The sequence below is a fragment of the Pseudomonas sp. GNP013 genome (assembly GCF_054343995.1).
Genome location: NZ_JBTGUT010000001.1, coordinates 1826145 through 1847788, shown reverse-complemented (window position 1 = coordinate 1847788; position 21644 = coordinate 1826145). Strand labels below are relative to the sequence as shown.

Sequence of the window (21644 nt, the reverse complement as noted above, 5' to 3'; positions counted from 1 at the left end):
TGGTTGATCCGTAAGGAAATGGGGGGAACGGGGCGTTCAGGCTTGAACAATCGGGCTGAACAACTGAACAGTTCGGGGGTTGACAATGAACAGTGCTGAACAACACTTTATGGGCAATGAAGCTCAAATATGGCAGGGGCAGTGTGTCAGCTACCAATAAGCTGGCTGACCCACCGTCATCGGGAGCAAACCCCCTCCCACATTGGCCTGATGACAACCCTTAGATTGTGCAAGCCCAATAACAATAAAAACAGCAGGTCGCCCCATGGCCGAACCCTTGTCCCACGACACCCTTATCCAGGAATCCTGGCGCCGTTGCCGCGCCTTTGGCCTGGACCACCAGAGCACGCCCAGCTTTGATCAACTGCCCGCCGAGGGCATCAGCCAATTGCTGGAAAGCCAGCATTCCCTGGTGCAGACCACCCATCAGGAAGTGCTGCCCTACTACGAGAACATCCTCAGCAATTCCAACTGCCTGATCATGCTGGCCGACAATCAGGGCCAGGTGCTGACGTCGTGGGGCACCCAGCGCTTCATCGAGCCCAAACTGGCTCGCGGCTTCAGCGCCGGCGCCAGCTGGATGGAGCGTTCCAGCGGCACCAACGCCATCGGCACCGCGCTGGCCTGTGCCCAGGCGGTGCACATCGAACACGATGAACACTTTCTCAAGGCCAACCGCTTCATGACCGGCTCCGCGGCGCCGATCTTCGACGCCCAGCGCGAGATCATCGCGGTGCTGGACGTCTCGAGCGACAGCTACCTGCCGCCCTCCCACACCCTGGGCATGGTCAAGATGATGAGCCAGACCGTGGAAAACCGTCTGATCCTCAACCTGTTTCGCGGCGAGCACTTTCAGTTGACCTTCAACACCGGCCTGAGCAACCTCGACAGCCAATGGGCCGGCCTGCTGATCTTCGATGAAAGCGGCCAGGTGCTCTCGGCCAACCGCCGCGCCGATAACCTGCTGGGCATCAGCCTGTCGCGGATGATGATCGACAGCCTGTTCAAGGTGTCGTTGCTGGAGTTGCTCAATCAGCCCGAGGGCCTGCCGTTTTCGCTGCAAGCGGCGGGACGCAACCGCTTCCAGTGTTTACTCAAGCGCCCCAAACAGACACCGGTGCAGGCGCGCGTGTTTACCCAGCCGGCGGTGCCCAAGCCCGCTCCGATTGGCCTCAACACCCTGCATTTTGGCGATGTACGCGTGGAAAAAGCGGTACGCCAGGCCCAGCGCCTGCTGGAGAAGGACATCCCGCTGCTGATTCACGGCGAGACCGGAGTGGGCAAGGAAGTGTTCGTCAAGGCCCTGCACCAGGCCAGTTCCCGCAGCCGGCAGGCGTTTATCGCGGTGAACTGTGCGGCGATTCCCGCTGAGCTGGTGGAGTCGGAGCTGTTTGGCTATGAGAAAGGTGCGTTCACCGGCGCCAGCCAGAAAGGCAGCATCGGCCTGATTCGCAAGGCCGACAAAGGCACGTTGTTTCTCGACGAAATCGGCGACATGCCGCTGCCGACCCAGGCCCGCCTGCTGCGTGTGTTGCAGGAGCGCTGCGTACAGCCGGTGGGCAGCAGCGAGCTGTTCCCGGTGGACCTGCGCATTATCTCGGCGACCAACCGTGCGCTGCGCGAGCGGGTACAGGCCGGACGTTTTCGTGAGGATTTGTACTACCGCATCGGCGGCCTGACCCTGGAGCTGCCGGCGCTGCGCGAACGTACCGACAAGCGCGCGTTGTTCCAGCAACTGTGGCAGCAGCATCGCGAGCCGGGCCAATGGGCCGGGCTGAGCGCCGACGTGCTGGCGCTGTTCGAGCGCCACCCGTGGCCGGGCAACCTGCGCCAGGTGAGCAGCGTGTTGCAGGTGGCATTGGCCATGGCCGAGGAACAGCCGATTCGCGCCGAGCACCTGCCGGATGATTTTTTTGTGGATTTGAACAGGGAGGCGCCGCAGCCCGTCGTCGCGGGCATGGGCGACGACGCGGACCTGAACCAGCGCCTGAAGGCCGCCGGCGGCAATATTTCCCACTTGGCGCGGGAACTCGGGGTGAGCCGCAATACCCTCTACAAACGCCTGCGCCGTAACGAGCGCTGAGCTAGCGCGGCGTCACCACCACCAGCAGGTCGGTGAACGTCTGCACCTGGATCGGCAGGTTATCCGCCAACGCTGCGAGCGCGGCAGTCGTGTCATCGAGCTTGAACACACCGGAGACGCGCAGATCACCCAGGGCCTGGGGATCGAACCGCACCAGGCCATGGCGATAGCTGGCCAGGGTTTGCAGCACGTCGCTCAGTGGCTGGTCATTGACCTTGAGCAGGCCACGGGTCCAGGCATCCGGGTCGCTGCCGGGGGTGGCTTGTGCGGGCGTGGCGTGGCCGTGATCAAGAATGGCACGCTCGCCCGCCATGACCTTGACGCCCTCCTCGGCCGCGCCTTTGACCGCCACGCTGGACTCGATCACAGTCACCACCGTGGTGCCGTCCGCCGCCCGCTTGACCAGGTAGCGAGTGCCCAGCGCGGTGGCGCTGCCTTGGTCGGTGCGCACCACGAACGGCCGTTGCGCATCCTTGGCCACGTCCACCCACAGCTCCCCTTGCAGCAGTTCGAGCACCCGTTGATGGCCGTCAAATTTCACGTCCACCGCCGAGTTGCTGTTGAGCTGCAACTGGCTGCCGTCTTCCAGCACGATCTGGCGACGCTCGCCGACGGCGGTGCGCTGGTCGGCCATCCACACCGGCGCACGCTCCACACCCAGCCAGCCGCACAGCAACATCCCCAGCACGCCCACCACCTGGGCGCCGCGAGCGCGCCGGGGGGCAAATGCACGATTGAGGGCGACACGCGCCGGCTGCGCAGGCAGAGGGTCGAAGCTGCCCCACAACGACCGCATGCGTTCGATGGCCACCGCATGGCGTGGGTCGGCCTGGCACCAACGGTTGAACGCCTGGCGCTCGGCGTCGGTGACGTCTGCGTCGTGCAGGCGCGTCAGCCAGTTGGCCGCTTGCTGGATGATCTGTTCGGAACTCACGACAGCGGCTCCGCCCCATGCAGGCTGTGGTAGCAGTGCACCAGCGCGGTGGAGATGTAGTTTTTAACGGTGCTGGCGGACACGTGCAGGCGTTCGGCGATCTCGTGGTAGGTCAGCCCGTCGAGACGGCTCAGCAAAAAAGCTTCGCGGGTGTTGGCAGGCAGCCCGGCGAGCATCTCGGCAATCCGCTCAAGGGCTTGCAGGGCCACATGAATCGCCGCCGGGTCAGGCATGCCGGCGTCTTCGCACTGAATGACCAGCGCCTCCATATAGGCTCTTTCGATACGCCGACGCCGCGCGCCATCGATCAACAGCCGACCCGCCGTGGTCGCGAGAAAGGCGCGGGGCTCCTTGATCGCCTGCGGCTCGGCCAGCATCAGGACGCGGATGAACGCATCGTGAGCGAGGTCCGCCGCATGCTGCGAACAGCCCAGTTTGCGGCGCAACCAACCGTGCAACCAGCCATGATGCTCGCGGTACAGTGCCGTGAGTGTCTGCTGGCGGACAGAGTCGCCCAACGCGGCCGGAATCTCATGCATGCGCAAAAATTTCTCAAATGGGAAATGTTACCAATTGCGCGAACAATGCCAGCAAAACGGTGTGGGAGCAAGGCTCTCGATGGGCCATTCGCGTAAGGAAGCCGGTCGCAAGCCGCAGTGCCAGTCAGTTGAGCGCAGATCCCCTGTGGGAGGGGGCTTGTCCCGATGGCTGAGTGTCAGTCAGCTTATGTTTAGCTGACCCACTGCTATCGGGAGCAAGCCCCCTCCCACATTTAGTACCGGGTACCTGTGCCCCCTACAACACACTCCCCATCGCCTTCATCAACACCAGATCCCGCCCATAAATATCCGGCGCATACACCACCCCACCCTGACGATCCACCTCCACCGTCCAGTACCCCAGCAACACCGGCACCGGCGTCGCCAGTCTGAACTCATGGGTCACCCCCGTCGCCAACAGCTCATCGGTGCGCGCACGCTCGGCCGGACTCACCAGCAAATCGCGCAGCAGCAGCGGCTGCTCGACCCGCACACACCCCGAGCTGAACGCACGCGGGCCCTTGGTGAACAGCGGCTGGCTCGGCGTGTCGTGCAGGTACACCGAATACGGGTTGGGAAAACGCATCACGATCTTGCCCAGCGGGTTATGCGGCCCGGCCTGCTGACGCAGCAGGATGTTGCCCGGCCGCGCCCAGTCGATCTGCTCGGGCGCCAGCGGGCGGCCTTCCGGGTCGAGCACTTGCAGGTTCTGCTGACGCAGGTATTCGGGGTTCAGGCGGATGGCCGGGAGTTTGTCCTCGCGCATGATCGTGGGCGGGATGGTCCAGGTGGGATTGAGGGTGAGCCGCGTGATACGTGACTTGAGCAGCGGCGTCTGGCGTTCGGCGCGGCCGACCTGCAGGCGCGTCTGCCACACCGGGATGCCGCTCTGGTACACGCTCAATTGCGCCGCCGCAACGTTGACCAGCACCCCTTCGGGCTCCAGGTCCTGGGCCAGCCAGCGAAAACGCTCAAGATTGATGCGCAACTGTTCGCGGCGCATCGCCGGGCTGATGTTCAACTCGGCCACGGTACCGGCGCCGATCACGCCATCGGACTGCAGCGAATGGCTGAGCTGGAACGCCTTGACCGCATTGACCAGTTCCGCGCGGTATTGCCTGGCGCTGCCCCTGGGTTCGCTGGCCAGGTAGCCACCGTGGTACAAGCGTCGCGCCAGTTCGGGCACGCGCGGGTCTTCCATGCCGGGGCGCAGCAGTGCGCCGCTGGCGACCGCGTCCCACTGCGGCAATGGCTGCCGGCGCACGCTGGAATAGACATTGCGCAGGCTGCGGTAGAGATCGGCGCTGGGCCGTGCCTGGTCGAACGCCTGCGCCATGTCCTGCAGGCCGGTGGCGGCAAATGCCAGCACTTCGAGCGTGGGATCGACGGTCGGCGGTTGGGCATGCCACAGCGGTTCGAAACGCGATTGCTGCAGGCGCCCGTAATGCAGGTCCAGCAGGGCTTGCAGGTAGTGACGGCTGGTGTCGATATCGCTGCACAGCACGTTGCTCGCGGCATCGGCAGTGGGCAGGCGGTAGTGATCGGGGTCCAGGCCGTCGTCGGCGAGCAGCTGCAACTGGGTGTTCAAGCCTTGCCGACGTTCATCGGCGGTCCACAGTGGCGTATCACCTTGCTGCTGGTAAAACGCTTGCAGGCGCGTAAGGGCGGCGGCGTCCACTTGCGCGGCGAAGCCTGGGCAGACGCCGGGCAATTGCGCGAGGGCTTGTTGCACGGGGGCCAGCTCCACCGGGGCGGGCTCGACAACCGGTAATGCCTCCAGCGGCAGCTCGTCGGCTGTCGCGACCAGTGGTGCAACGATCAGGCAAAGGCTCAAGTAACATGCGTGTTTTTTGAACAATGACTTTGCTCCAATCCTACAGCGGGGGGGTATGTACTGTAGATGCTGACTTTTATATGTCGCCTCGGTTTCATGACGGTGACCATGGGCACTTTGAGCACTGTCGCGCTCGCCGCCAATGGCAACCCTCCCACGTTGTATAGCAGCCTGGCGCGCTCGGCTCCAGAACTCAATCCCACGGTATTGAAAAGCGCCCTGAGCGCGGTGCAATGCGCGGTCAACAACGGCGAGGAACGCTCCGAACGCCTGGCCGTGATCGACTACTCCCAGCCTTCTACCGCCCGTCGGCTGTGGATTTTCGACCTGCGCAAACGCACCCTGGTGCTGCGCGATCTGGTGGCCCACGGCGCCAACTCCGGGGAAAATTTCGCCACGCAGTTTTCCAACCTCGAAGGCAGCCACCAATCCAGCCTGGGCCTGTTCCGCACCCAGGAAAGCTACCTGGGCACCCATGGCTACTCGCTGCGCATGGACGGCCTGGAGCCGGGCTTCAATGACCTGGCCCGCGACCGCGCCCTGGTGATTCACGCCGCCGACTACGTCAGCCCGCTGTGGAGCAAGCGCGAAGGCCGTATCGGCCGCAGCCAGGGCTGCCCGGCGGTGCGTCCGCAGGTGGCGCGCCAGGTGGTCGACAAACTCAAGGATGGGCAGTTCATGTTCTCCTGGTATCCCGACCAGCGCTGGTTGAAGTCCTCGACGTACCTCAATTGCAAGCCCCAACAGGTGGCAACCAGTCGTACAATCCGTGGCGGTTAGCCTGTCCCCACCGAGATAAGAGAGCGTCCCATGCTTCTACACACGTCCACCTGGATCGAGATCGGCCAGTTTCTTGAACGCAGCCGCACGGTGGTCATCCCCATCGGTTCCAACGAGCAGCACGGCCCTACCGGCCTCTTGGGCACCGACTGGATGTGCCCGGAAATCATCGCCCATGAAGCACAAAAGCACGCCGATATGCTGATCGGTCCCACGTTCAATATCGGCATGGCCCAGCATCACCTGGGGTTCCCCGGCACTATCTCACTGCGCCCTTCCACTTTTATCGCCGCCATCGGCGACTGGGTGCGCTCACTGGCCGGGCATGGTTTCGAGAAGATCCTGTTTCTCAACGGCCACGGCGGCAACATCGCGACGATTGAAGCGGCGTTTTCCGAACTGTATGCCGAGGCCAGCTTCGCCCGTCGCCCGGCGGGGTTTGCCCTCAAACTGGTGAACTGGTGGGACCTGGAAGGCGTTACCGACCTGGCCCACCGTCAATTTCCAGTGGGCCATGGCAGCCATGCCACGCCTTCGGAGATTGCCGTGACGCAGTGGGCGTATCCGGAGTCGATCAAGTCCGCCGACTATTCGCCGCAGATCGCCAACACCGGGCCGATCCGCGAAGCACTGGACTTCCGCGCCCGCTTCCCCGACGGTCGGATGGGCTCGGACCCGGCCCTGGCGACGGTGGAGAAAGGCGGTGAACTGGTGGCATTGGCGGCCCGGGGGCTGGTCAAGACCGTGAACAGTTTCAGCAACGAAGCACGTATTTAATCTAGCGCAGCACACTGGAGCCTCTGTGAAGAGCAGGCTTGTTGTGGCGAGCGGGCTTGCCCTAATGCCAGTCAGTTAAGCGCCGCTCCCCTGTGGCGAGCAGGCTTGTCCTGCGTTGGGCTGCGCAGCAGCCCCAAAACCAGACGCTGAGCCGTATCAGGTACACCGCGTTTTACTTGATTGGGGGCGCTTCGCACCCCAACGCGGGGCAAGCCCGCTCGCCACAATAAGCCCACACATTTTCCTTAACTGAACGGCATTAGGGCTTGCCCCAATGCCGTTCAGTTAAGCGCCGCTCCCCTGTGGGAGCGGCGGTGCTACGATTCGACTTGCCCGCGAAAGCGGTGGGTCTTCAACATCAATGTTTGCTGGGCCGACGCCATCGGGAGCAAGCCCCCTCCCACATTTTGTACAGCGTTCGGCAGACCATTTCGGTCGGCTCTCAGGCCGCCACGCTTTTGCTTTTGATCTGGAAGCGCCCCGTCAAACACGCTGGCCGAACGCAGGTTTTGGAGCGTGGGCGAGGTGCCGAGTGTTGGGGCAAGAGCGTTTTGCTTACTTTTGCGCTTTTCAAAAGTGAGCCGCCGTAAGGGCGGAACCCTAAGTCGTCGTTACCGCAGAAACGGATAGGTACACCGAAAAATCGTCTTCGCGAGCAAGTCGAATCGTCGCTTGGGGGCTGCTGCGCAGCCCAACGCGGGGCAAGCCCTAATGCCGTTCAGTTAAGCGCAGATTCCCTGTGGCGAGCAGGCTTGTCCTGCGTTGGGCTGCGCAGCAGCCCCAAAGCCAGACGCTGAGCCGTATCAGGTACACCGCGTTTTGCTTGATTGAGGGCGCTTCGCACCCCAACGCGGGGCAAGCCCGCTCGCCACAGGATGCGTTCGCCTATGACTGTGCGGGCAAACCCGAACGTTATTGGCACGCCTTCGCCGCCAGCTCAAGCCGCGACGGCTTGATCGCCGAAACCACCGGCTTGCGCTCATACAACGAGACCTTGGTGCCGTCCTGGGACTTGTACACCTCCAGCACATCGTCGGCAGCAATCTTGCTGCTCAACAACACCGTGGCGTGACGCGAGTTCTGCGTCACGGTGGCGGTGATGCCGTGTTTCTCAAGCTCAGGCAACAGGCACTGCACGTAGGCTTGCGGGGGCTTGGCCGTTTGCAGCGTGAGGGACGGAGCGTTAGGGGCGGAAATACAGCCGCCCAGCGCCAACGCCATGACCGGTACGAAAAAAGAGCGCATACACCTTCCTGCATCGATAAAAGAAAAATCCACTGCAATCCGCGCGCAGAGTCTACGCCAGCAACGCGTGCCAGCAAATGGCCCGTACGCTGATCACCGGCGGTCGCCGGAGTGGATCACGCGCTGATTGTCCCTGTTCCCTGAAAAAACAGAACTTGCGATGCATGATGGTGACTATTATCTGAACCGATAATGCACCGCCTATAACGATAAGGACCACGCCATGAAGCCCCACCAGAAGACCTTCGACCGCATCCGCGAAGCCGTATTGCCTGAGTTTCGCGAGCGGATCGCCGACTACCTGGTCGAGTATGAAAACGTGCTTCAGAACGCCGCCGCCGATGCGCAACACGTGCACGCCAGCGCCCAGCAGTTGCGGGGCTACCTGCGCGGCCTGAACACCACGCGGGTGCTGGGCATGGCGGACTGGGAAGACCTGGACCGGCGGGTCGCGCACATCATTGAACGCCCTGCGGCCCAGGGCGTTGCAGATTGACCCATGCCTGCACCGAGGGCCGCTGCCACTGACGCTGCGCATACGCCACCAGTTCGCCGGGCACGCGGTCACCATTGAGGATCAGGCGGTTGAGCATCACGGCCAGGTCGACGTCGGCAATCGACCACTCACCGAACAGGTTCTCCGGGTGCCCCGCCAGCAGCCCCTGCGCCGCGCTGATCAGCTTGCGCGCGGCCGCTTCGGCCAGCGGCGACAACGGCGGCAGGGTCTGACCGCAAAACACCACCAGCGTCGACCGTTCCTGACGAATGGGTAGCAAGTCGCTGCGTAACCAGGCCTGCACCTGCCGCGCCCTCGCCCGCTGCTGCAGATCGGATGGGTACACGGTTATTGCAGGATAAGCCGCGTCCAGGTATTCGCAGATCGCCGACGATTCAGACAGTGCAAAGTCGCCCTCAACCAGCGTCGGCACACGCTGGGTCAGGGACAGCCGGGCAAAGTCCGCCGCCTGGTTTTGCGCCGCGTCCAGGTCCAGGGTGACGGTGTCGAAGGCCAGGCCTTTTTCCCGCAGGGTGACGAACACCGACATGGCGTAAGGGCTGGTGAACAGCGAGTCGACATACAGACGCAGCGGACCTTGGTGCATGGGCGTTCTCCTTCAGGTGAGTCGCCACGCTACGAGATGTACCGCGATAAAGACAATGCAGGGTTTTTATGGGGGCATTCCAGGCGGGAATAGCACGCCAACGCTCAGCCATAATGTTATAGGATAACGACCTCTTCCCGCCCAGCCCTGCGATCCTGCCCATGACTGACGCTGTTCCCCTACGCCAACGCCTCCTCTCCATCGACGCCCTGCGCGGCCTGGTGATGCTGTTCATGTTGCTCGACCATGTGCGCGAGACGTTCCTGATGCACCGCCAGGTCGGCGACCCCATGAGCATCGACAGCACCGAGCCTGCGCTGTTTGTGAGCCGTACCCTGGCCCATTTATGCGCGCCGGTGTTTGTATTGCTCACCGGTTTATCGGCCTGGCTTTACGGCCAGAAATACCAGGGCACTCGCGATGTGTCGGCGTTTCTGTTCAAGCGCGGGCTGTTTCTGGTGGTGCTGGAGTTCACCCTGGTCAGCTTTGCGTGGACCTTCCAGTTGCCGCCCAGCGTGATCTATCTGCAGGTGATCTGGGCAATCGGCCTCAGCATGATCGCCCTCGCCGCGCTGGTATGGTTGCCGCGACCGCTGCTGATCACCCTGGCACTGCTGATCATTGGCGGGCACAACCTGCTCGACGGCGTGCACTTCGCGCAAGGGTCGGCGCTGCAACATGCCTGGTCCATCCTGCACGAACGCAGTTGGATCGACATAAGCGACAGCCTGCGGCTGCGCGTCACTTATCCGGTATTGCCGTGGATCGGCGTGATTGCCCTGGGTTACGGGCTGGGGCCGTGGTTTGCCACAGGTATGCAACCGGCGTTGCGTCAACGTTATCTGCTGCTGGGCGGCGTTGGCGCGTTGGTGGGGTTCGTGCTGTTGCGGGCCTTCAACGGGTATGGCGAAAAGCCGTGGCACACCTATGACACTGGCGTGCAGACGTTGATGAGTTTTTTCAACATGACCAAGTACCCGCCTTCGCTGCTGTTTCTGGCATTGACCCTGGGGATCGGTTTGCTGCTGTTGCTGGCGTTTGAACGCGCCGGGCACAAGCGCTGGATCGGCGTGCTGGCCGTGTTTGGTTCGGCGCCGATGTTCTTCTACCTGCTGCACCTTTACGTGCTGAAAGTGCTGTATATCGCCTGCGTCGCCCTGTTCGGCCTCAACCACGGCACCTACTTCGGTTTCGACAGCGTTGGCGCAATCTGGCTCGTCGCCCTGCTGCTGCCGTTGGCGCTGTATCTGCCGGTGCGCTGGTTTGCCGGTCTCAAGGCACGCCGTCGCGATCTGGGCTGGCTTAAATACTTCTGACACACAGGGCAGGCTCAGCGAGCGGGCTTTTAGTGGCGAGCAGGCTTGTCCTGCGTTGGGCTGCGCAGCAGCCCCAAAACCAGTCTCCGCGCAGTATCAGGTATACCGAGGGTTTCTTGATTGGGGGCGCTTCGCACCCCAACGCGGGGCAAGCCCGCTCGCCACAATAAGCCAGCTCGTCACAACAGACCGGCTCGTCACAGAGGCCGAGGGTTGCTGCGCGACAGCGCCAAGTCGCCGATTTAACGGGGGCTCCCACACTTTTTACCGCGTTACGCCAGTTCGGCACGCAGTTGCCGGGCGGCCGTCACCATGTGAATCAACGCCGCTTCCGTCTCCGGCCATGCCCGCGTTTTCAGCCCGCAATCGGGGTTGACCCACAGGCGCTCAGCCGGAATGCGTTTGGCGGCCTTGCGCAGCAGGTTGGCCATTTCCGAGGCATCCGGCACCCGCGGTGAGTGAATGTCGTAGACGCCCGGGCCGATGTCATTCGGGTAAGCGAACACTTCGAACGCCTCCAACAACTCCATGTCCGAACGCGAGGTTTCGAGGGTGATCACGTCCGCATCCATCGCCGCGATGGACTCGATCACATCATTGAACTCGCTGTAGCACATGTGGGTGTGGATCTGGGTTTCATCCCGCACACCCGAGGCGCACAGGCGGAACACTTCAGTGGCCCAGTCCAGGTAGCCCTGCCACTGCGCCCGGCGCAGCGGCAAGCCTTCGCGAAAGGCCGCTTCGTCGATCTGCACGATCCTGATGCCGGCGGCTTCCAGGTCGAGCACTTCGTCACGGATCGCCAGCGCCAATTGGCGGGCCTGCACTTCGCGGCTCACGTCTTCGCGCGGGAACGACCACATCAGCATGGTCACCGGGCCGGTCAGCATGCCCTTCATGACCTTGCGGGTCAGGCCCTGGGCGTAGCGGATCCACTCCACCGTCATCGCCTTCGGGCGGCTCAGGTCGCCGACGATCAGCGCCGGTTTCACGCAGCGCGAACCATAGCTCTGCACCCAGCCAAAACGGGTGAACGCGTAGCCGTCCAGTTGCTCGGCGAAATACTCGACCATGTCGTTACGCTCGGCCTCGCCGTGTACCAGCACGTCCAGGCCGAGGTGTTCCTGCACTTCAACGGCGTGCTTGATCTCGCTGTGCATCGCGTCAACGTAGTCGGCTTCGCTCAACCGGCCCGCCTTGTACGACTGTCGCGCCAAACGGATCGAGGCGGTTTGCGGGAACGAACCGATGGTGGTGGTCGGGAACAGCGGCAGGTTGAGACCGGCGCGTTGTTTCTCGATACGTTGGGCAAACGGCGACGGACGCTGACTGTGCTCGGCGGTTATCGCCGCCACGCGGGCCTGGACGGCCGGTTTGTGGATACGCGGCGACGCGGCACGGCTGGTCTGCACCGCGCGGCTTTCAGCCAGCGCCGCCAGTACGTTCGGCGCTTCAGGCGCGTTGACGGCCTGGGCCAACACCGCCACCTCCGCACATTTCTGCACGGCAAATGCCAGCCAGCTGTTCAGCTCGGCATCCAGCTGGTCTTCGCGACTCAGGTCGACCGGGCAGTGCAGCAGCGAGCAGGACGGCGCCACCCACAAGCGCTCACCCAAACGTTCATGGGCGTGCTGCAAGGTGGCCAGGGCCTGTTCAAGGTCGCTGCGCCACACGTTACGGCCGTTGACGATGCCCAGGGACAGCACTTTATAACCCGGCACGCGGTCAAGAATGGTCGGGTATTGCTCCGGCGCACGCACCAGGTCGATGTGCAGGCCGTCGACCGGCAGGTTCGCGGCCAGGCCAAGATTCTCTTCCAGGCCGCCGAAATAGGTGGCGAGCAGTTTTTTCAGCGGGTCGCGCTGGATCAGGTTATAGGCGCGCTCAAAGGCATTCTTCCACGCCTGCGGCAGGTCGAGCACCAGGATCGGTTCGTCGATCTGCACCCACTCAACGCCCAGGTCCGCCAGGCGTTGAAAAATCTGCCCGTACAACGGCAGCAGGCGATCCAGCAAGTCGAGCTTGTCGAAGTCGGCGCCCTTGGCCTTGCCCAGCCACAGGTAGGTCAGCGGGCCGATCACCACCGGTTTGACGGTGTGCCCCAGCTCGCGCGCTTCCTGCACTTCTTCGAACAGCTGCTCCCAACCCAGCTGGAATTGCTGATCCGCGCTGAACTCGGGTACCAGGTAGTGATAGTTGGTATCGAACCATTTGGTCATTTCCTGGGCGTGGGCGCCGCCGCAGCACGCGTCGCTGACGCCCCGGGCCATGCCGAACAGGGTGTTCAGCGTGGCCTTGCCGTCCGCCGGGCGGAAGCGCTCGGGGATCACGCCGAACATCAGCGAGTGGGTCAGTACCTGGTCATACCAGGCGAAATCGCCGGCAGGCAGCAGGTCGATTCCGGCGTCTTTCTGCAGTGCCCAGTGCGCCTTGCGCAGGTCACGGCCAACGGCGCGCAGGCCGGCTTCGTCGAGCTCACCCTTCCAGAACGCTTCCTGCGCTTTTTTCAATTCACGATCGCGTCCAATGCGTGGAAACCCGAGGGAATGAGCGACTGCCATGACGTGCAACTCCAATGTCGATAAAGATGGCAGCCATTGTCGACAGACTTTGAGAGTGAAACAAACTCATTAAATTGCAGACCGTCACAAGTTTTACTCATGTTGCATTCAGGTGCAGATAGAACCCGTGGAGCATGAACCCGGCACTGGCCGCCAGCGCCAACCCCATGCAGCGGTTGAACCAGGTAAACGCCGCCGCCCCGCTGATGCGCCGTCCCAGCAGTGCACCGAGCAACGCGTAGACCCAGGGCGCGCCCACGGCGCCCAATCCCAGCAAGGCCGACACGCCAAAGATGGAGGCGCCGGTGATATGCGCCGCCGGCAGCATCACGCTGGTGATCGGCAACACCGCCACAATGCCCTTGGGGTTGAGCAGTTGGATCACCAGCCCGTTGCAGAAGGTGAGCGCCTTGATCGGCGCGGTTGAATCCTCTTCAACCACCGTACGCGCGGTGAACACCTGGTACGCGAGGTACAGCGTGTAGGCGCCGCCGATCAACGAGATATAGGGCAGCGCCGCCTGGGAAACGATCGCTTCACCGGTGTAGCCAAACAGCACGAACATCAGCAGCATGGCGCAGCCCACGCCCAGGTAGAAACCGCTGGATCGACGCAGTTTGCCGGTGAGCCCGGCGTTCAGGCCCATCAGGTTGACGGGCCCCGGGCTGTACATGACGCTGAAGGCGTAGAGAAAAATGTCCATGGCAGACCTGCAAGAGAAGGAGTGCGGCGAGTCTATCCAGGCGCATGTCGCTCAATCTTGTACGTTTGTGGTAGGTGATCGGGCATTCATTACGCGTACTATGCTGCCAAACAAATACTCAAATGAGCCCCCATGATCAAAGCCAGCCTGCGTAGTCACCTGACCCTGTGGTTTGCCGGTCTGTCATTGCTCACCTTGTTGAGCGTGGGCTTCTACGTAGGCCATATCGCCACCGAGCAGATGAAGCAGGCCAGCGGCAATGCGCTGCTGAGCACGGCGCGCTCCACGGCGGCGCTGCTGGCCGTGCAGTTGCGCGAGCGTCAGCTGGAAGTCTCGCTGCTGAGCCGGGCGCCGTTGTTTCGCCGCGGCGATCTGGATCAGCCGGATATCCTCACCTTGATGGAACTGCGCACCCGCTCGCGCGCCGAGTACGCATGGATGGGCGTGGCCGACGCAGACGGCCGCGTGCGCCAGGCGGCGAACGGGCTGCTGGTGGGCCAGTCGGTCGGCCAGCGCCCCTGGTTCCAGGCCGGCATGCGCGGTGAATACACCGGTGATCCCCACGAGGCCGTGATGCTGGCCAAGCTGCTGCCGGGCTCGGGCAATGGCGAACCGTTGCGCTTCATCGATTTCGCCGCGCCGCTGCTTAATGCCCAGGGCGAGACCATTGGTGTGCTGGGCGCCCACGCGCACTGGCGCTGGATCACGCAGATCGTCGATTCGGCCGTGATGCAAAAAGATGCGTTTCCCGAGATCGAAGCGCTGATCGTCGATTTCGACGGCAAGGTGCTGTATCCCGAACTGCTCGCCGGTGAACAGATGGCCACAGACAAACTGAACACCGCGTCCGGCTGGTCCACGGGCAAGGGCTATGTCACCGCATCGGTCGCGGTTCCCAGCCCGTCCAACGCCAAAGTGACCTGGTACATCATGCTGCGCCAACCCCTGGACGTCGCGCTGCAACCGGCGCGCACGCTGCTCTACAAACTGCTGCTGCTCGGCGTGCTCGCCGCGCTGGTGTTTGTGCTGGCGGCTTATTACCTGGCCGCCTCCCTCAGCCGCCCCATCGAGCGCCTGGCCAGGTCCGCCAAACTCGTGCAGGACCAGCAGCCCGGCGCCATCTTCCCGCAGGATCACGCGGTAGTGGAGATCGCTCAACTGGGCCGTTCACTCACCGGCATGACCCAATCGCTGCTGGCCAAAGAGCGTCAGTTGCAGGAGGCCAATGCCTCTCTCGAGGCGACTGTTGCGCAACGCACCGCCGACCTCACCCAGGCCAATGCCGAACTGCTCAAGCTCGCCACCCACGATGCACTGACCGGCGTGTACAACCGCCGCCGCTTCGATGAAAAACTGGCTGAAAGCAGCCTGCTGTTCCAACGCACCGGGCGTACCTTTGCCCTGCTGCTGATCGATGCCGACCACTTCAAGCAGGTCAACGACACTTACGGCCATGCCGTGGGCGATGACGTGCTGCGCCAACTCGCCCTACTGATCAAGAGCACCACCCGCGTCACGGACTTTGTTGCACGTTACGGCGGCGAGGAATTTGCGGTGTTGCTGCCGACGGTCGAAGCCCCCGACAGCCCCGACGTGGTGGCCGAGAATATCCGCGCGGCGATTGCCGAAGCGATGTTTGAAGGGGTTGGGCAGGTCACAGTGAGCATCGGCGTGAGCGTCGCCGAACCGTCAGACCGCGATACCCGCGCCCTGCTGACCCGCGCCGATCTGCAGTTGTATGAAGCAAAGGCCGCAGGCCGTAATCGGGTCGCCCCCGTCAAATAATCTGCCCCGCACGCCATTTCAGACAATCACCCCTGTGGCGAGCGGGCTTGCCCCGCGTTGGGGTGCGAAGCGCCCCCAATCAAGCAAAACGCGGTGTACCTGATTACGGCTCAGTGTCTGGTTTTGGGGCTGCTGCGCAGCCCAACGCAGGACAAGCCTGCTCGCCACAGGGAATCTGCGCTTAACTGAACGGCATTAGGGCAAGCCCGCTCGCCACAACAAGCCCGCTTGCCAAAGGGGTTTTGAATGCTCAGTCAATCAATCCCTGGGCGTCATAAAACGGATACGGCCCCGGGTACTCCCCGAACACGCCGTTGTGGCTGACCAACCCCTGCTGCGCCTCCCAGCGATGCAACAGATACCCCGCCGGTTCCAGGTTGAAATGTGCCGGGGCCGCGTCCTGCAGATCCAGCACAATCTGATGGGACGTGCCGGGGCATACGCAACTGAGGCTGCCACCGAAACGCCGCTGCATGGGCCGGTGCAGGTGACCGCACAACAGGCGTTCCACCTGCGGATGGCGGGCGATCACTTGCTCAAGCGCAGCGGCATTGATAAAGGGCTCACGGTCCATATGGCCGATGCCGCTGATGAACGGCGGGTGGTGCAGGATCAGCAGCGTCGGCGCATCCGGGCGCAGCGCCAGTTGGGCGTCGAGCCACTGCAACTGGCTATCGAGCAACTGCCCGCCGTGGCTGCCGGGGATGGTCGAGTCCAGGCCGATCAGGCGCAGCGGATGGTCATCCACCACCCAGTCCAGGGGTGCCTGCGCCGACCGTGGCAAGTAGGCGTGGTCGGCAAACGCATCCAGCAACGGCCCGCGTGTGTCGTGATTACCGGGCACGAGGTAGCAAGGCATGTGCAGGCGCGCGAGTTCCGGGTGCAGCACCGCGTACTCATCGGCGCGGCCGAAGTCCACCAGGTCGCCGCTGATCACCACGATATCGGGGCGCGGGTGGCTGGCGTTCAGGTGGTCGACGGCACGGCGCAGCGCGCCCAGGGTATCCACTACGCCATAGGTCAGGCGCTGACCGGCCTTGAGGTGCAGGTCGCTGATTTGCGCAACCAGAAATGGACTGTTCACAGGCAAACTCTCACGCATTGAGGGTAAACAACATGTTCGGCGTGATCGCCAGGGCAATCGGCGCGCCGACGGCATGCAATTGGTTGTCGCTGCTGTCCACCAGCAACGGCTGCGCGCCGCCCACATCCACCAGCAGACGGCTTTGCGCGCCCTGGAAAAACTGCGCCAGCAGGTGCCCGTGCAAGTGCCCCTCGCCATCCATCACACGCAAGTGCTCGGGACGGCAATAGACAGTTGCGGGCACGTCGGCCACTTGCCACGGCAATTCGCCGCCGCACACCTTCAGGCCCCGGGGCGATTGCGCGATCACCTGGAACGCATTCAGGTTGCCCACAAAGCCTGCGACGAACGCATTCGCCGGCTGCTGATAAATCTCGCGCGGGCTCGCCAGTTGGGCCACGCGGCCCTGCTCCATTACCAGAATGCGATCGCCCAAGGCCATGGCTTCGCCCTGGTCGTGGGTGACAAATACAGAGGTGATGCCCAAGCCGCGCAGCAGCAGATCCAGCTCGCTGCGCAGGCGCTCACGCAGCTGGGCATCGAGGGCGGCCAGCGGCTCGTCAAGCAACAGCACCTTGGGACGCGGCGCCAGGGCACGGGCCAGGGCGACGCGTTGGCGCTGCCCGCCCGACAGTTCATGAATGCTGCGCCGGCCGTGATTGTGCAGCCCCACCAATTCCAGCAACTCATCACAGCGCTTGTTGCGCTCCAGCGCAGGCACGCCGCGAATCTTCAGGCCGTAGACGATATTGCCGGCCACATCCAGGTTGGGAAACAGCGCGTAGTTCTGAAACACCATGCCCACATCGCGACGTTCGATGGGCAGGCGGGTGACGTCCTGGTCGCCAAAGAACACCTGCCCCACATCCGGCCGTTCCAGGCCTGCAATCAAGCGCAGGGTCGTGGTTTTACCGCAGCCGGACGGGCCGAGAATGGCCAGGGTTTCACCGCCTTCGACGGTCAGATCAAGGTTGTGCACGGCCACGGTGCCGTCGGCGAACGCCTTGCGACAGCCCTTGAGGCGAATAGTGATAGCGGTCATCGACGCTCTCCACGAGACAAACGGGCACTGATGGCCTGCAACGCGATCAGCAGCGGCACGATCATCAGCAAAAAGATAAGGGTGTAGGCGCTGGCGATTTCCAGGCGCGCCGAGGCGTAGCTGTCGGCCAGGCCCACGGGCAGGGTCTTGGTCATCGGCGTGTGCAGCATCCAGGTCAGGTTGAACTCACCCAGTGAAAGGGTCACCACCATCAGCACACCGGCGAGAATCCCCGCCCGGCAGTTGGGCACCACCACGCTGAAAAAGCGCTTGATCGGCCCTGCCCCCAGGCTTGCGGCGGCCTCTTCCAGCACCGGCAAGTGCTGGCGCTGCATCACCGCCATCACCGGGCGCACCAGAAACGGCAAGGTGAACAGCACATGGCCGACGAGGATGAACAGCCAACTGCTGCGGAACGCGCCGAACTGGCCATAGGTGAGCAATAACGCCAACGCGCTGGCCAGGCCCGGCATTGCCACTGGCAGCACCATCAATTCCTCGAAGGCACGGCTGAAGCGGTTGTTCATGCGCACCAGCGCGTAGGCCGCCGGCACGCCGACCACGCACACGCACACCGCACAGGCCAGCGCCAGTTGCAGCGACAGCCACACCGTGGGCGAATAGGCCTGCCACACCTGGATCAACCAGTCGAAGGTCAAACCGCTGGACAGCCCGACAAAGAAATTGCGCGTCAGCCCCGCCATTAACGACAACAGCACCGGCACCAGCATGAAGGCGCACACCAGCAGGGTGAACAGCAGTTGCAGCACAAATAACGATGAGCGTTTCACAGAACCGTCCCCGCGTTTTTCACCAGGCGCCGGGTCAGCAGCAACACGGCCCAGGTCACCGCTCCCAGCACCACCGACAAGGCAGCGGCGACGGCGAAGTTGGCGTAGTTGGTGAACACGTTATAGATCGCCACCGGCGTGACGTTCAGGCGCGTGCCCAGGGTAAAGGCGGTACCGAAGGCGCCCATGGAAGTGGCAAAGCAGATCGCGCCACATGAGGCCAGCGCCGGTGCCAGGCCAGGGATGATCACATCGCACACCACCCGCCAGTGCCCTGCCCCCAGCGAATGCGCGGCTTCCTCCAGGCTGCGGTCGAGGCTTTCGCATGCCGCCATCACGGTGAGAATCACCCGTGGAATCGAGAAGTACAGGTAGCCGACAAACAGCCCCGCCAACGAGTAGGCAAAGATCCAGCGTTCACCGGCCAGTTGCAGCCCCAGCGCCGCAAACAGGCCCTGGCGCCCGGCCAGCAGGATCACCAGAAAGCCCACCACCACGCCGGGAAATGCCAGCGGAAAGGTCAGCAGCGCCACCAGCGCCGAGCGCCCGAAAAACTGCTGGCGTGCCAGAAACACACCGCTGATGCCGCCGATCACCAACGCCGTCAGCGTGACGAACACGGCCAGCGCACAGGTCTGCGCCAGGCTGCCCAGGTATTGCGCGCTGCTCAGCACCTGCCAGTAACCGCTGCCGAGGCTGTCGCGGCGTTGGGCCCCGAGCAGTATCAAGTGCGCCAGCGGCAACAGCCAGAACGCCAGCAGTAGCGCAAAGGCCGGGGCCAGCGCCCACGCGGCGCGTGGGGTCGAGGCCACTTACTTGACCTCGTTGAGGTAACGGGCGGCGAAGGCTTCCTGCACAGCGGCCATTTTCTGGTAGTCCACCACACCGGCGCGGGCGTAGTCGCTGTCGGGCAGGAACTGCGCGGCCACCTCGGCCGGCATCTGCACCGGACGCACCGGGCGCAGGTAGGCCTTGGCCCACAACGCCTGGCCCGCATCGGACAGCACGAAGTCGAGCACCTTTTCCCCGTTGGCGCGGTGCGGCGCATTCGCCACCAGGCTCATCACGTAGGGCACGCTGATGCTGCCCTCTTTGGGGATCACGAAGGCGACGTTGGCGTTGTCCTTGTAGCGGGCGCGGTAGGCGTTGAAGTCGTAGTCCACCAGGATCGGCAACTCACCGGACAACACCCGCGCATAGGCGGTCTGCTTGGGCACGATGGGGGCGTTTTTCGCCAGCTTCTGGAAGTAGTCGATGGCCGGGGCGAAGTTGTCGAGGTCGCCGCCCATGGCACGGTTGATGGCGACCGCCGAGGCGTAACCGACAAACGCACTGGACGGGTCCAGGTAGCCGACCATGCCTTTGTATTCGGGCTTGAGCAGGTCGGCCCAGCTTTGCGGCACGGGCAGACCGCCAAGGGCGTCGACGTTGACCATGATGCCCAGGGTGCCGGAGTGGATCGCGAACCACTGCCCGGACGGGTCTTTGAGGCCTGCGGGAATCTGCTCCCAGCCTTTGGGTTTGTAGCCCTCGACCACGCCGGCCTTTTGCGCCTGCAGGCCGAAGGTCACGCCGTAATAGACCACGTCGGCGACCGGTGCGGCTTTTTCGGCGACCAACTGCGCCAGGGACTGACCGGAGTTCTTGTTGTCCAGCGGCACCTGCACACCGGTTTGCGCGGCAATCGCCTTGAGCTGGGTGCCCCAGTCGGCCCAGTCCGGCGGGCAGTTGTAGCAGATCGCGGTGTCGGCGGCCTGGGCCAGGCTGGCCATGCCGCACAGCAGCACGGCGGCGAGGGTTTTACGGAGTGTGCGCATCAGGGTCGTCCTCATGGGGTTGAGTGCTTTCGCCCGGCCGGATATGGCAAGGCAGACAATGGGAAATCGGCGCGTTGCCGGCGATCTGCGCCAGCAACTGGTCAATCACGGTGCTGGCGAGCAGCGCAATGGGCTGCACCACGCTGCACAACGTGGGGTGCAGTTGGGTACCGAGGGTGATGCCGTCAAAGCCCATCACCGAAAGTTGCTCGGGCACGTTCCAGGCGTTGCGGCGCAGCTCGGCGATCAGGCTGATGGCGAGGAAATCGTTGGAGCACAGCAACGCTGTCGGCGCGTCGGCACCGGTCAGGAATGGCTCGATGGCGGCGAATTCGGCCTGGGTGTGCGCGGGCATTTCGATCACCGGGCGGCTGTTGAGGCCCCAGGCCTTCATCGCATCGCAGTAGCCGGCATGGCGCAGACGCGCACGGTCGGACTGCAACGCGGGGCCGGCGACCATGCTGATGCGCCGGTGCCCCGCGTCCAGCAGGTAACGGGTGGCCAGGGCCATGCCGGCGCGATTGTCCACCGACACGGCGCTGTAATGCGGGTTGCTGGGCTGGTGGTACGCCAGCACGAACGGCGTCTGCTCGCTGGCCAGGCTGTTGAGCACGCTGTTGCTCTCGGCATCGGTGACGGTCAGCACCAGCCCGTCCACGCGCTGGCGCAACAACTCTTCCACCACGATGCTCTCGCGTTCGCTGCTGTAGTCGGTGGTCGCCAGCAATAGGCTGTAGCCGCGCAAGCGCGCCGCGCGCTCCATGGCCTGGAACTGTTCAGCGAACACCGGGTTGAGCAGGTTGGGCACCACCACGCCGATCAGTTGTGTGGTTTGCAGGCGCAGTTGACGGCCCAGCAGGTTGGGTCGAAACCCCAGCTCGCGGGCGGCGGCGAACACCTGTTCACGGGTGGCCGGACGCACCTGGCCGGGGGAGGCAAAGGTGCGCGCGGCAGTGGCACGGGACACGCCGGCCAGACGCGCAACGTCTTTCAGATCAGGCATGGTCACTCGCTTGAGATCGATCTCATTGGCGAGGACAGTAACGGGGAAATATGGCAGGACGGTGGTGAAGAGATGACGGTTTGATGTCAGTGAACCAGCGCCTTCGCGAGCAAACCCACTCCCACACTGGCTCGATGTATGCCCATGGATGGTCATAATCGCCGGGTATCGTCAAAAACCGGCGCGGCAAAATCCGCTCGCTAACCTTTCGATCCTGACCAAGTGCGGGCACAATGCGTGTCCTTTT

Annotated in this window: 19 protein-coding genes; 6 read left to right on the top strand and 13 right to left on the bottom strand. The window is 63.4% G+C overall.

Going from position 1 to position 21644, the window contains the following annotated elements; genetic code table 11:
• The first annotated feature begins 265 nt into the window (after positions 1 to 265).
• A complete protein-coding gene (locus tag ACXX81_RS08335) occupies positions 266 to 2083 on the top strand; it encodes a sigma-54-dependent Fis family transcriptional regulator (RefSeq protein ID WP_458571488.1) in 1818 nt (605 codons plus the stop codon).
• A gap of 1 nt (position 2084) precedes the next feature.
• Here ACXX81_RS08335 and ACXX81_RS08330 read toward each other — a convergent pair whose 3' ends face one another.
• From ACXX81_RS08330 to ACXX81_RS08320, 3 genes are all read right to left on the bottom strand, one after another.
• On the bottom strand, positions 2085 to 3017 hold the full coding sequence (locus ACXX81_RS08330) for a FecR family protein (protein WP_458571487.1): 933 nt from the start codon (positions 3015 to 3017) through the stop codon (positions 2085 to 2087).
• The gene (locus tag ACXX81_RS08325; RefSeq protein ID WP_209982628.1) at positions 3014 to 3556 is read right to left on the bottom strand and encodes a sigma-70 family RNA polymerase sigma factor; all 543 of its coding nucleotides are present in this window, start codon (positions 3554 to 3556) and stop codon (positions 3014 to 3016) included. The genes ACXX81_RS08330 and ACXX81_RS08325 overlap by 4 nt, the downstream gene beginning before the upstream one ends.
• A gap of 256 nt (positions 3557 to 3812) precedes the next feature.
• Positions 3813 to 5414, bottom strand: a complete 1602-nt coding sequence (locus tag ACXX81_RS08320; protein WP_458571486.1) for a L,D-transpeptidase family protein — start codon at positions 5412 to 5414, stop codon at positions 3813 to 3815.
• 42 nt (positions 5415 to 5456) lie between these two features.
• On the opposite strand from ACXX81_RS08320, the gene ACXX81_RS08315 reads away from it, so the two are divergent.
• Both ACXX81_RS08315 and ACXX81_RS08310 read left to right on the top strand, forming a co-directional pair.
• Complete coding sequence (locus ACXX81_RS08315; protein WP_209982631.1) at positions 5457 to 6170, top strand: murein L,D-transpeptidase catalytic domain family protein; 714 nt, start codon at positions 5457 to 5459, stop codon at positions 6168 to 6170.
• Between the two features lie 30 nt (positions 6171 to 6200).
• A complete protein-coding gene (locus ACXX81_RS08310; RefSeq protein ID WP_322213885.1) occupies positions 6201 to 6947 on the top strand; it encodes a creatininase family protein in 747 nt (248 codons plus the stop codon).
• A gap of 912 nt (positions 6948 to 7859) precedes the next feature.
• Here the strand turns inward: ACXX81_RS08310 and ACXX81_RS08305 are convergent.
• Positions 7860 to 8192: a hypothetical protein gene (locus ACXX81_RS08305; RefSeq protein WP_322213886.1), complete on the bottom strand. Its 333-nt coding sequence runs from the start codon at positions 8190 to 8192 to the stop codon at positions 7860 to 7862.
• A gap of 223 nt (positions 8193 to 8415) precedes the next feature.
• Between ACXX81_RS08305 and ACXX81_RS08300 the strand changes: the two genes are divergently transcribed.
• Positions 8416 to 8688, top strand: coding sequence for a hypothetical protein (locus ACXX81_RS08300; RefSeq protein WP_209982637.1), 273 nt, complete (start codon positions 8416 to 8418; stop codon positions 8686 to 8688).
• On the opposite strand, the gene yfcF is transcribed toward ACXX81_RS08300, so the two are convergent.
• Complete coding sequence (gene yfcF / locus ACXX81_RS08295) at positions 8651 to 9295, bottom strand: glutathione transferase (RefSeq protein ID WP_458571485.1); 645 nt, start codon at positions 9293 to 9295, stop codon at positions 8651 to 8653. The genes ACXX81_RS08300 and yfcF overlap by 38 nt on opposite strands.
• Before the next feature lie 161 nt (positions 9296 to 9456).
• Here yfcF and ACXX81_RS08290 point away from each other — a divergent pair, with 161 nt between their 5' ends.
• On the top strand, positions 9457 to 10611 hold the full coding sequence (locus ACXX81_RS08290; protein WP_458571484.1) for an acetyltransferase domain-containing protein: 1155 nt from the start codon (positions 9457 to 9459) through the stop codon (positions 10609 to 10611).
• A gap of 272 nt (positions 10612 to 10883) precedes the next feature.
• On the opposite strand, the gene metE is transcribed toward ACXX81_RS08290, so the two are convergent.
• Positions 10884 to 13172 carry a 5-methyltetrahydropteroyltriglutamate--homocysteine S-methyltransferase gene (gene metE / locus ACXX81_RS08285; RefSeq protein WP_458571483.1) on the bottom strand — a complete coding sequence of 763 codons (2289 nt, stop codon included), beginning with the start codon at positions 13170 to 13172 and terminating at the stop codon, positions 10884 to 10886.
• Positions 13173 to 13269: 97 nt separating this feature from the next.
• A complete protein-coding gene (locus ACXX81_RS08280; RefSeq protein ID WP_458571482.1) occupies positions 13270 to 13875 on the bottom strand; it encodes a LysE family translocator in 606 nt (201 codons plus the stop codon).
• 132 nt (positions 13876 to 14007) lie between these two features.
• On the opposite strand from ACXX81_RS08280, the gene ACXX81_RS08275 reads away from it, so the two are divergent.
• On the top strand, positions 14008 to 15660 hold the full coding sequence (locus tag ACXX81_RS08275; RefSeq protein ID WP_209982647.1) for a sensor domain-containing diguanylate cyclase: 1653 nt from the start codon (positions 14008 to 14010) through the stop codon (positions 15658 to 15660).
• Positions 15661 to 15910: 250 nt separating this feature from the next.
• On the opposite strand, the gene ACXX81_RS08270 is transcribed toward ACXX81_RS08275, so the two are convergent.
• Genes ACXX81_RS08270 through ACXX81_RS08245 form a run of 6 tightly spaced genes read right to left on the bottom strand, consistent with a single transcriptional unit; the run spans position 15911 to position 21397 of the window.
• Entirely contained in the window at positions 15911 to 16744 is an 834-nt protein-coding gene (locus ACXX81_RS08270; RefSeq protein WP_322213892.1) for a phosphodiesterase, read from the bottom strand.
• A 10-nt stretch (positions 16745 to 16754) separates the two neighbouring features.
• The gene (locus ACXX81_RS08265; protein WP_209982651.1) at positions 16755 to 17786 is read right to left on the bottom strand and encodes an ABC transporter ATP-binding protein; all 1032 of its coding nucleotides are present in this window, start codon (positions 17784 to 17786) and stop codon (positions 16755 to 16757) included.
• On the bottom strand, positions 17783 to 18577 hold the full coding sequence (locus ACXX81_RS08260; RefSeq protein ID WP_209982653.1) for an ABC transporter permease: 795 nt from the start codon (positions 18575 to 18577) through the stop codon (positions 17783 to 17785). Before ACXX81_RS08260 ends, ACXX81_RS08265 begins: the two co-directional genes overlap by 4 nt.
• Positions 18574 to 19389 carry an ABC transporter permease gene (locus ACXX81_RS08255; protein ID WP_209982655.1) on the bottom strand — a complete coding sequence of 272 codons (816 nt, stop codon included), beginning with the start codon at positions 19387 to 19389 and terminating at the stop codon, positions 18574 to 18576. The genes ACXX81_RS08260 and ACXX81_RS08255 overlap by 4 nt, the downstream gene beginning before the upstream one ends.
• Positions 19390 to 20394 carry an ABC transporter substrate-binding protein gene (locus ACXX81_RS08250; RefSeq protein WP_458571481.1) on the bottom strand — a complete coding sequence of 335 codons (1005 nt, stop codon included), beginning with the start codon at positions 20392 to 20394 and terminating at the stop codon, positions 19390 to 19392. It lies immediately after the preceding gene.
• Positions 20378 to 21397, bottom strand: coding sequence for a LacI family DNA-binding transcriptional regulator (locus ACXX81_RS08245; RefSeq protein WP_209982659.1), 1020 nt, complete (start codon positions 21395 to 21397; stop codon positions 20378 to 20380). Before ACXX81_RS08245 ends, ACXX81_RS08250 begins: the two co-directional genes overlap by 17 nt.
• Positions 21398 to 21644: the final 247 nt, after the last annotated feature.

Bases quoted from the DNA above. Each gene is read 5' to 3' on its own strand.
- ACXX81_RS08280 (WP_458571482.1), bottom strand. From the start codon at position 13,875: ATGGACATTTTTCTCTACGCCTTCAGCGTCATGTACAGCCCGGGGCCC.
- ACXX81_RS08325 (WP_209982628.1), bottom strand. From the start codon at position 3,556: ATGCATGAGATTCCGGCCGCGTTGGGCGACTCTGTCCGCCAGCAGACA.
- ACXX81_RS08265 (WP_209982651.1), bottom strand. From the start codon at position 17,786: ATGACCGCTATCACTATTCGCCTCAAGGGCTGTCGCAAGGCGTTCGCC.
- ACXX81_RS08310 (WP_322213885.1), top strand. From the start codon at position 6,201: ATGCTTCTACACACGTCCACCTGGATCGAGATCGGCCAGTTTCTTGAA.
- yfcF (WP_458571485.1), bottom strand. From the start codon at position 9,295: ATGCACCAAGGTCCGCTGCGTCTGTATGTCGACTCGCTGTTCACCAGC.
- ACXX81_RS08245 (WP_209982659.1), bottom strand. From the start codon at position 21,397: ATGCCTGATCTGAAAGACGTTGCGCGTCTGGCCGGCGTGTCCCGTGCC.
- ACXX81_RS08305 (WP_322213886.1), bottom strand. From the start codon at position 8,192: ATGCGCTCTTTTTTCGTACCGGTCATGGCGTTGGCGCTGGGCGGCTGT.
- ACXX81_RS08300 (WP_209982637.1), top strand. From the start codon at position 8,416: ATGAAGCCCCACCAGAAGACCTTCGACCGCATCCGCGAAGCCGTATTG.
- ACXX81_RS08275 (WP_209982647.1), top strand. From the start codon at position 14,008: ATGATCAAAGCCAGCCTGCGTAGTCACCTGACCCTGTGGTTTGCCGGT.
- ACXX81_RS08250 (WP_458571481.1), bottom strand. From the start codon at position 20,394: ATGCGCACACTCCGTAAAACCCTCGCCGCCGTGCTGCTGTGCGGCATG.
- ACXX81_RS08315 (WP_209982631.1), top strand. From the start codon at position 5,457: ATGCTGACTTTTATATGTCGCCTCGGTTTCATGACGGTGACCATGGGC.
- ACXX81_RS08335 (WP_458571488.1), top strand. From the start codon at position 266: ATGGCCGAACCCTTGTCCCACGACACCCTTATCCAGGAATCCTGGCGC.
- ACXX81_RS08290 (WP_458571484.1), top strand. From the start codon at position 9,457: ATGACTGACGCTGTTCCCCTACGCCAACGCCTCCTCTCCATCGACGCC.
- metE (WP_458571483.1), bottom strand. From the start codon at position 13,172: ATGGCAGTCGCTCATTCCCTCGGGTTTCCACGCATTGGACGCGATCGT.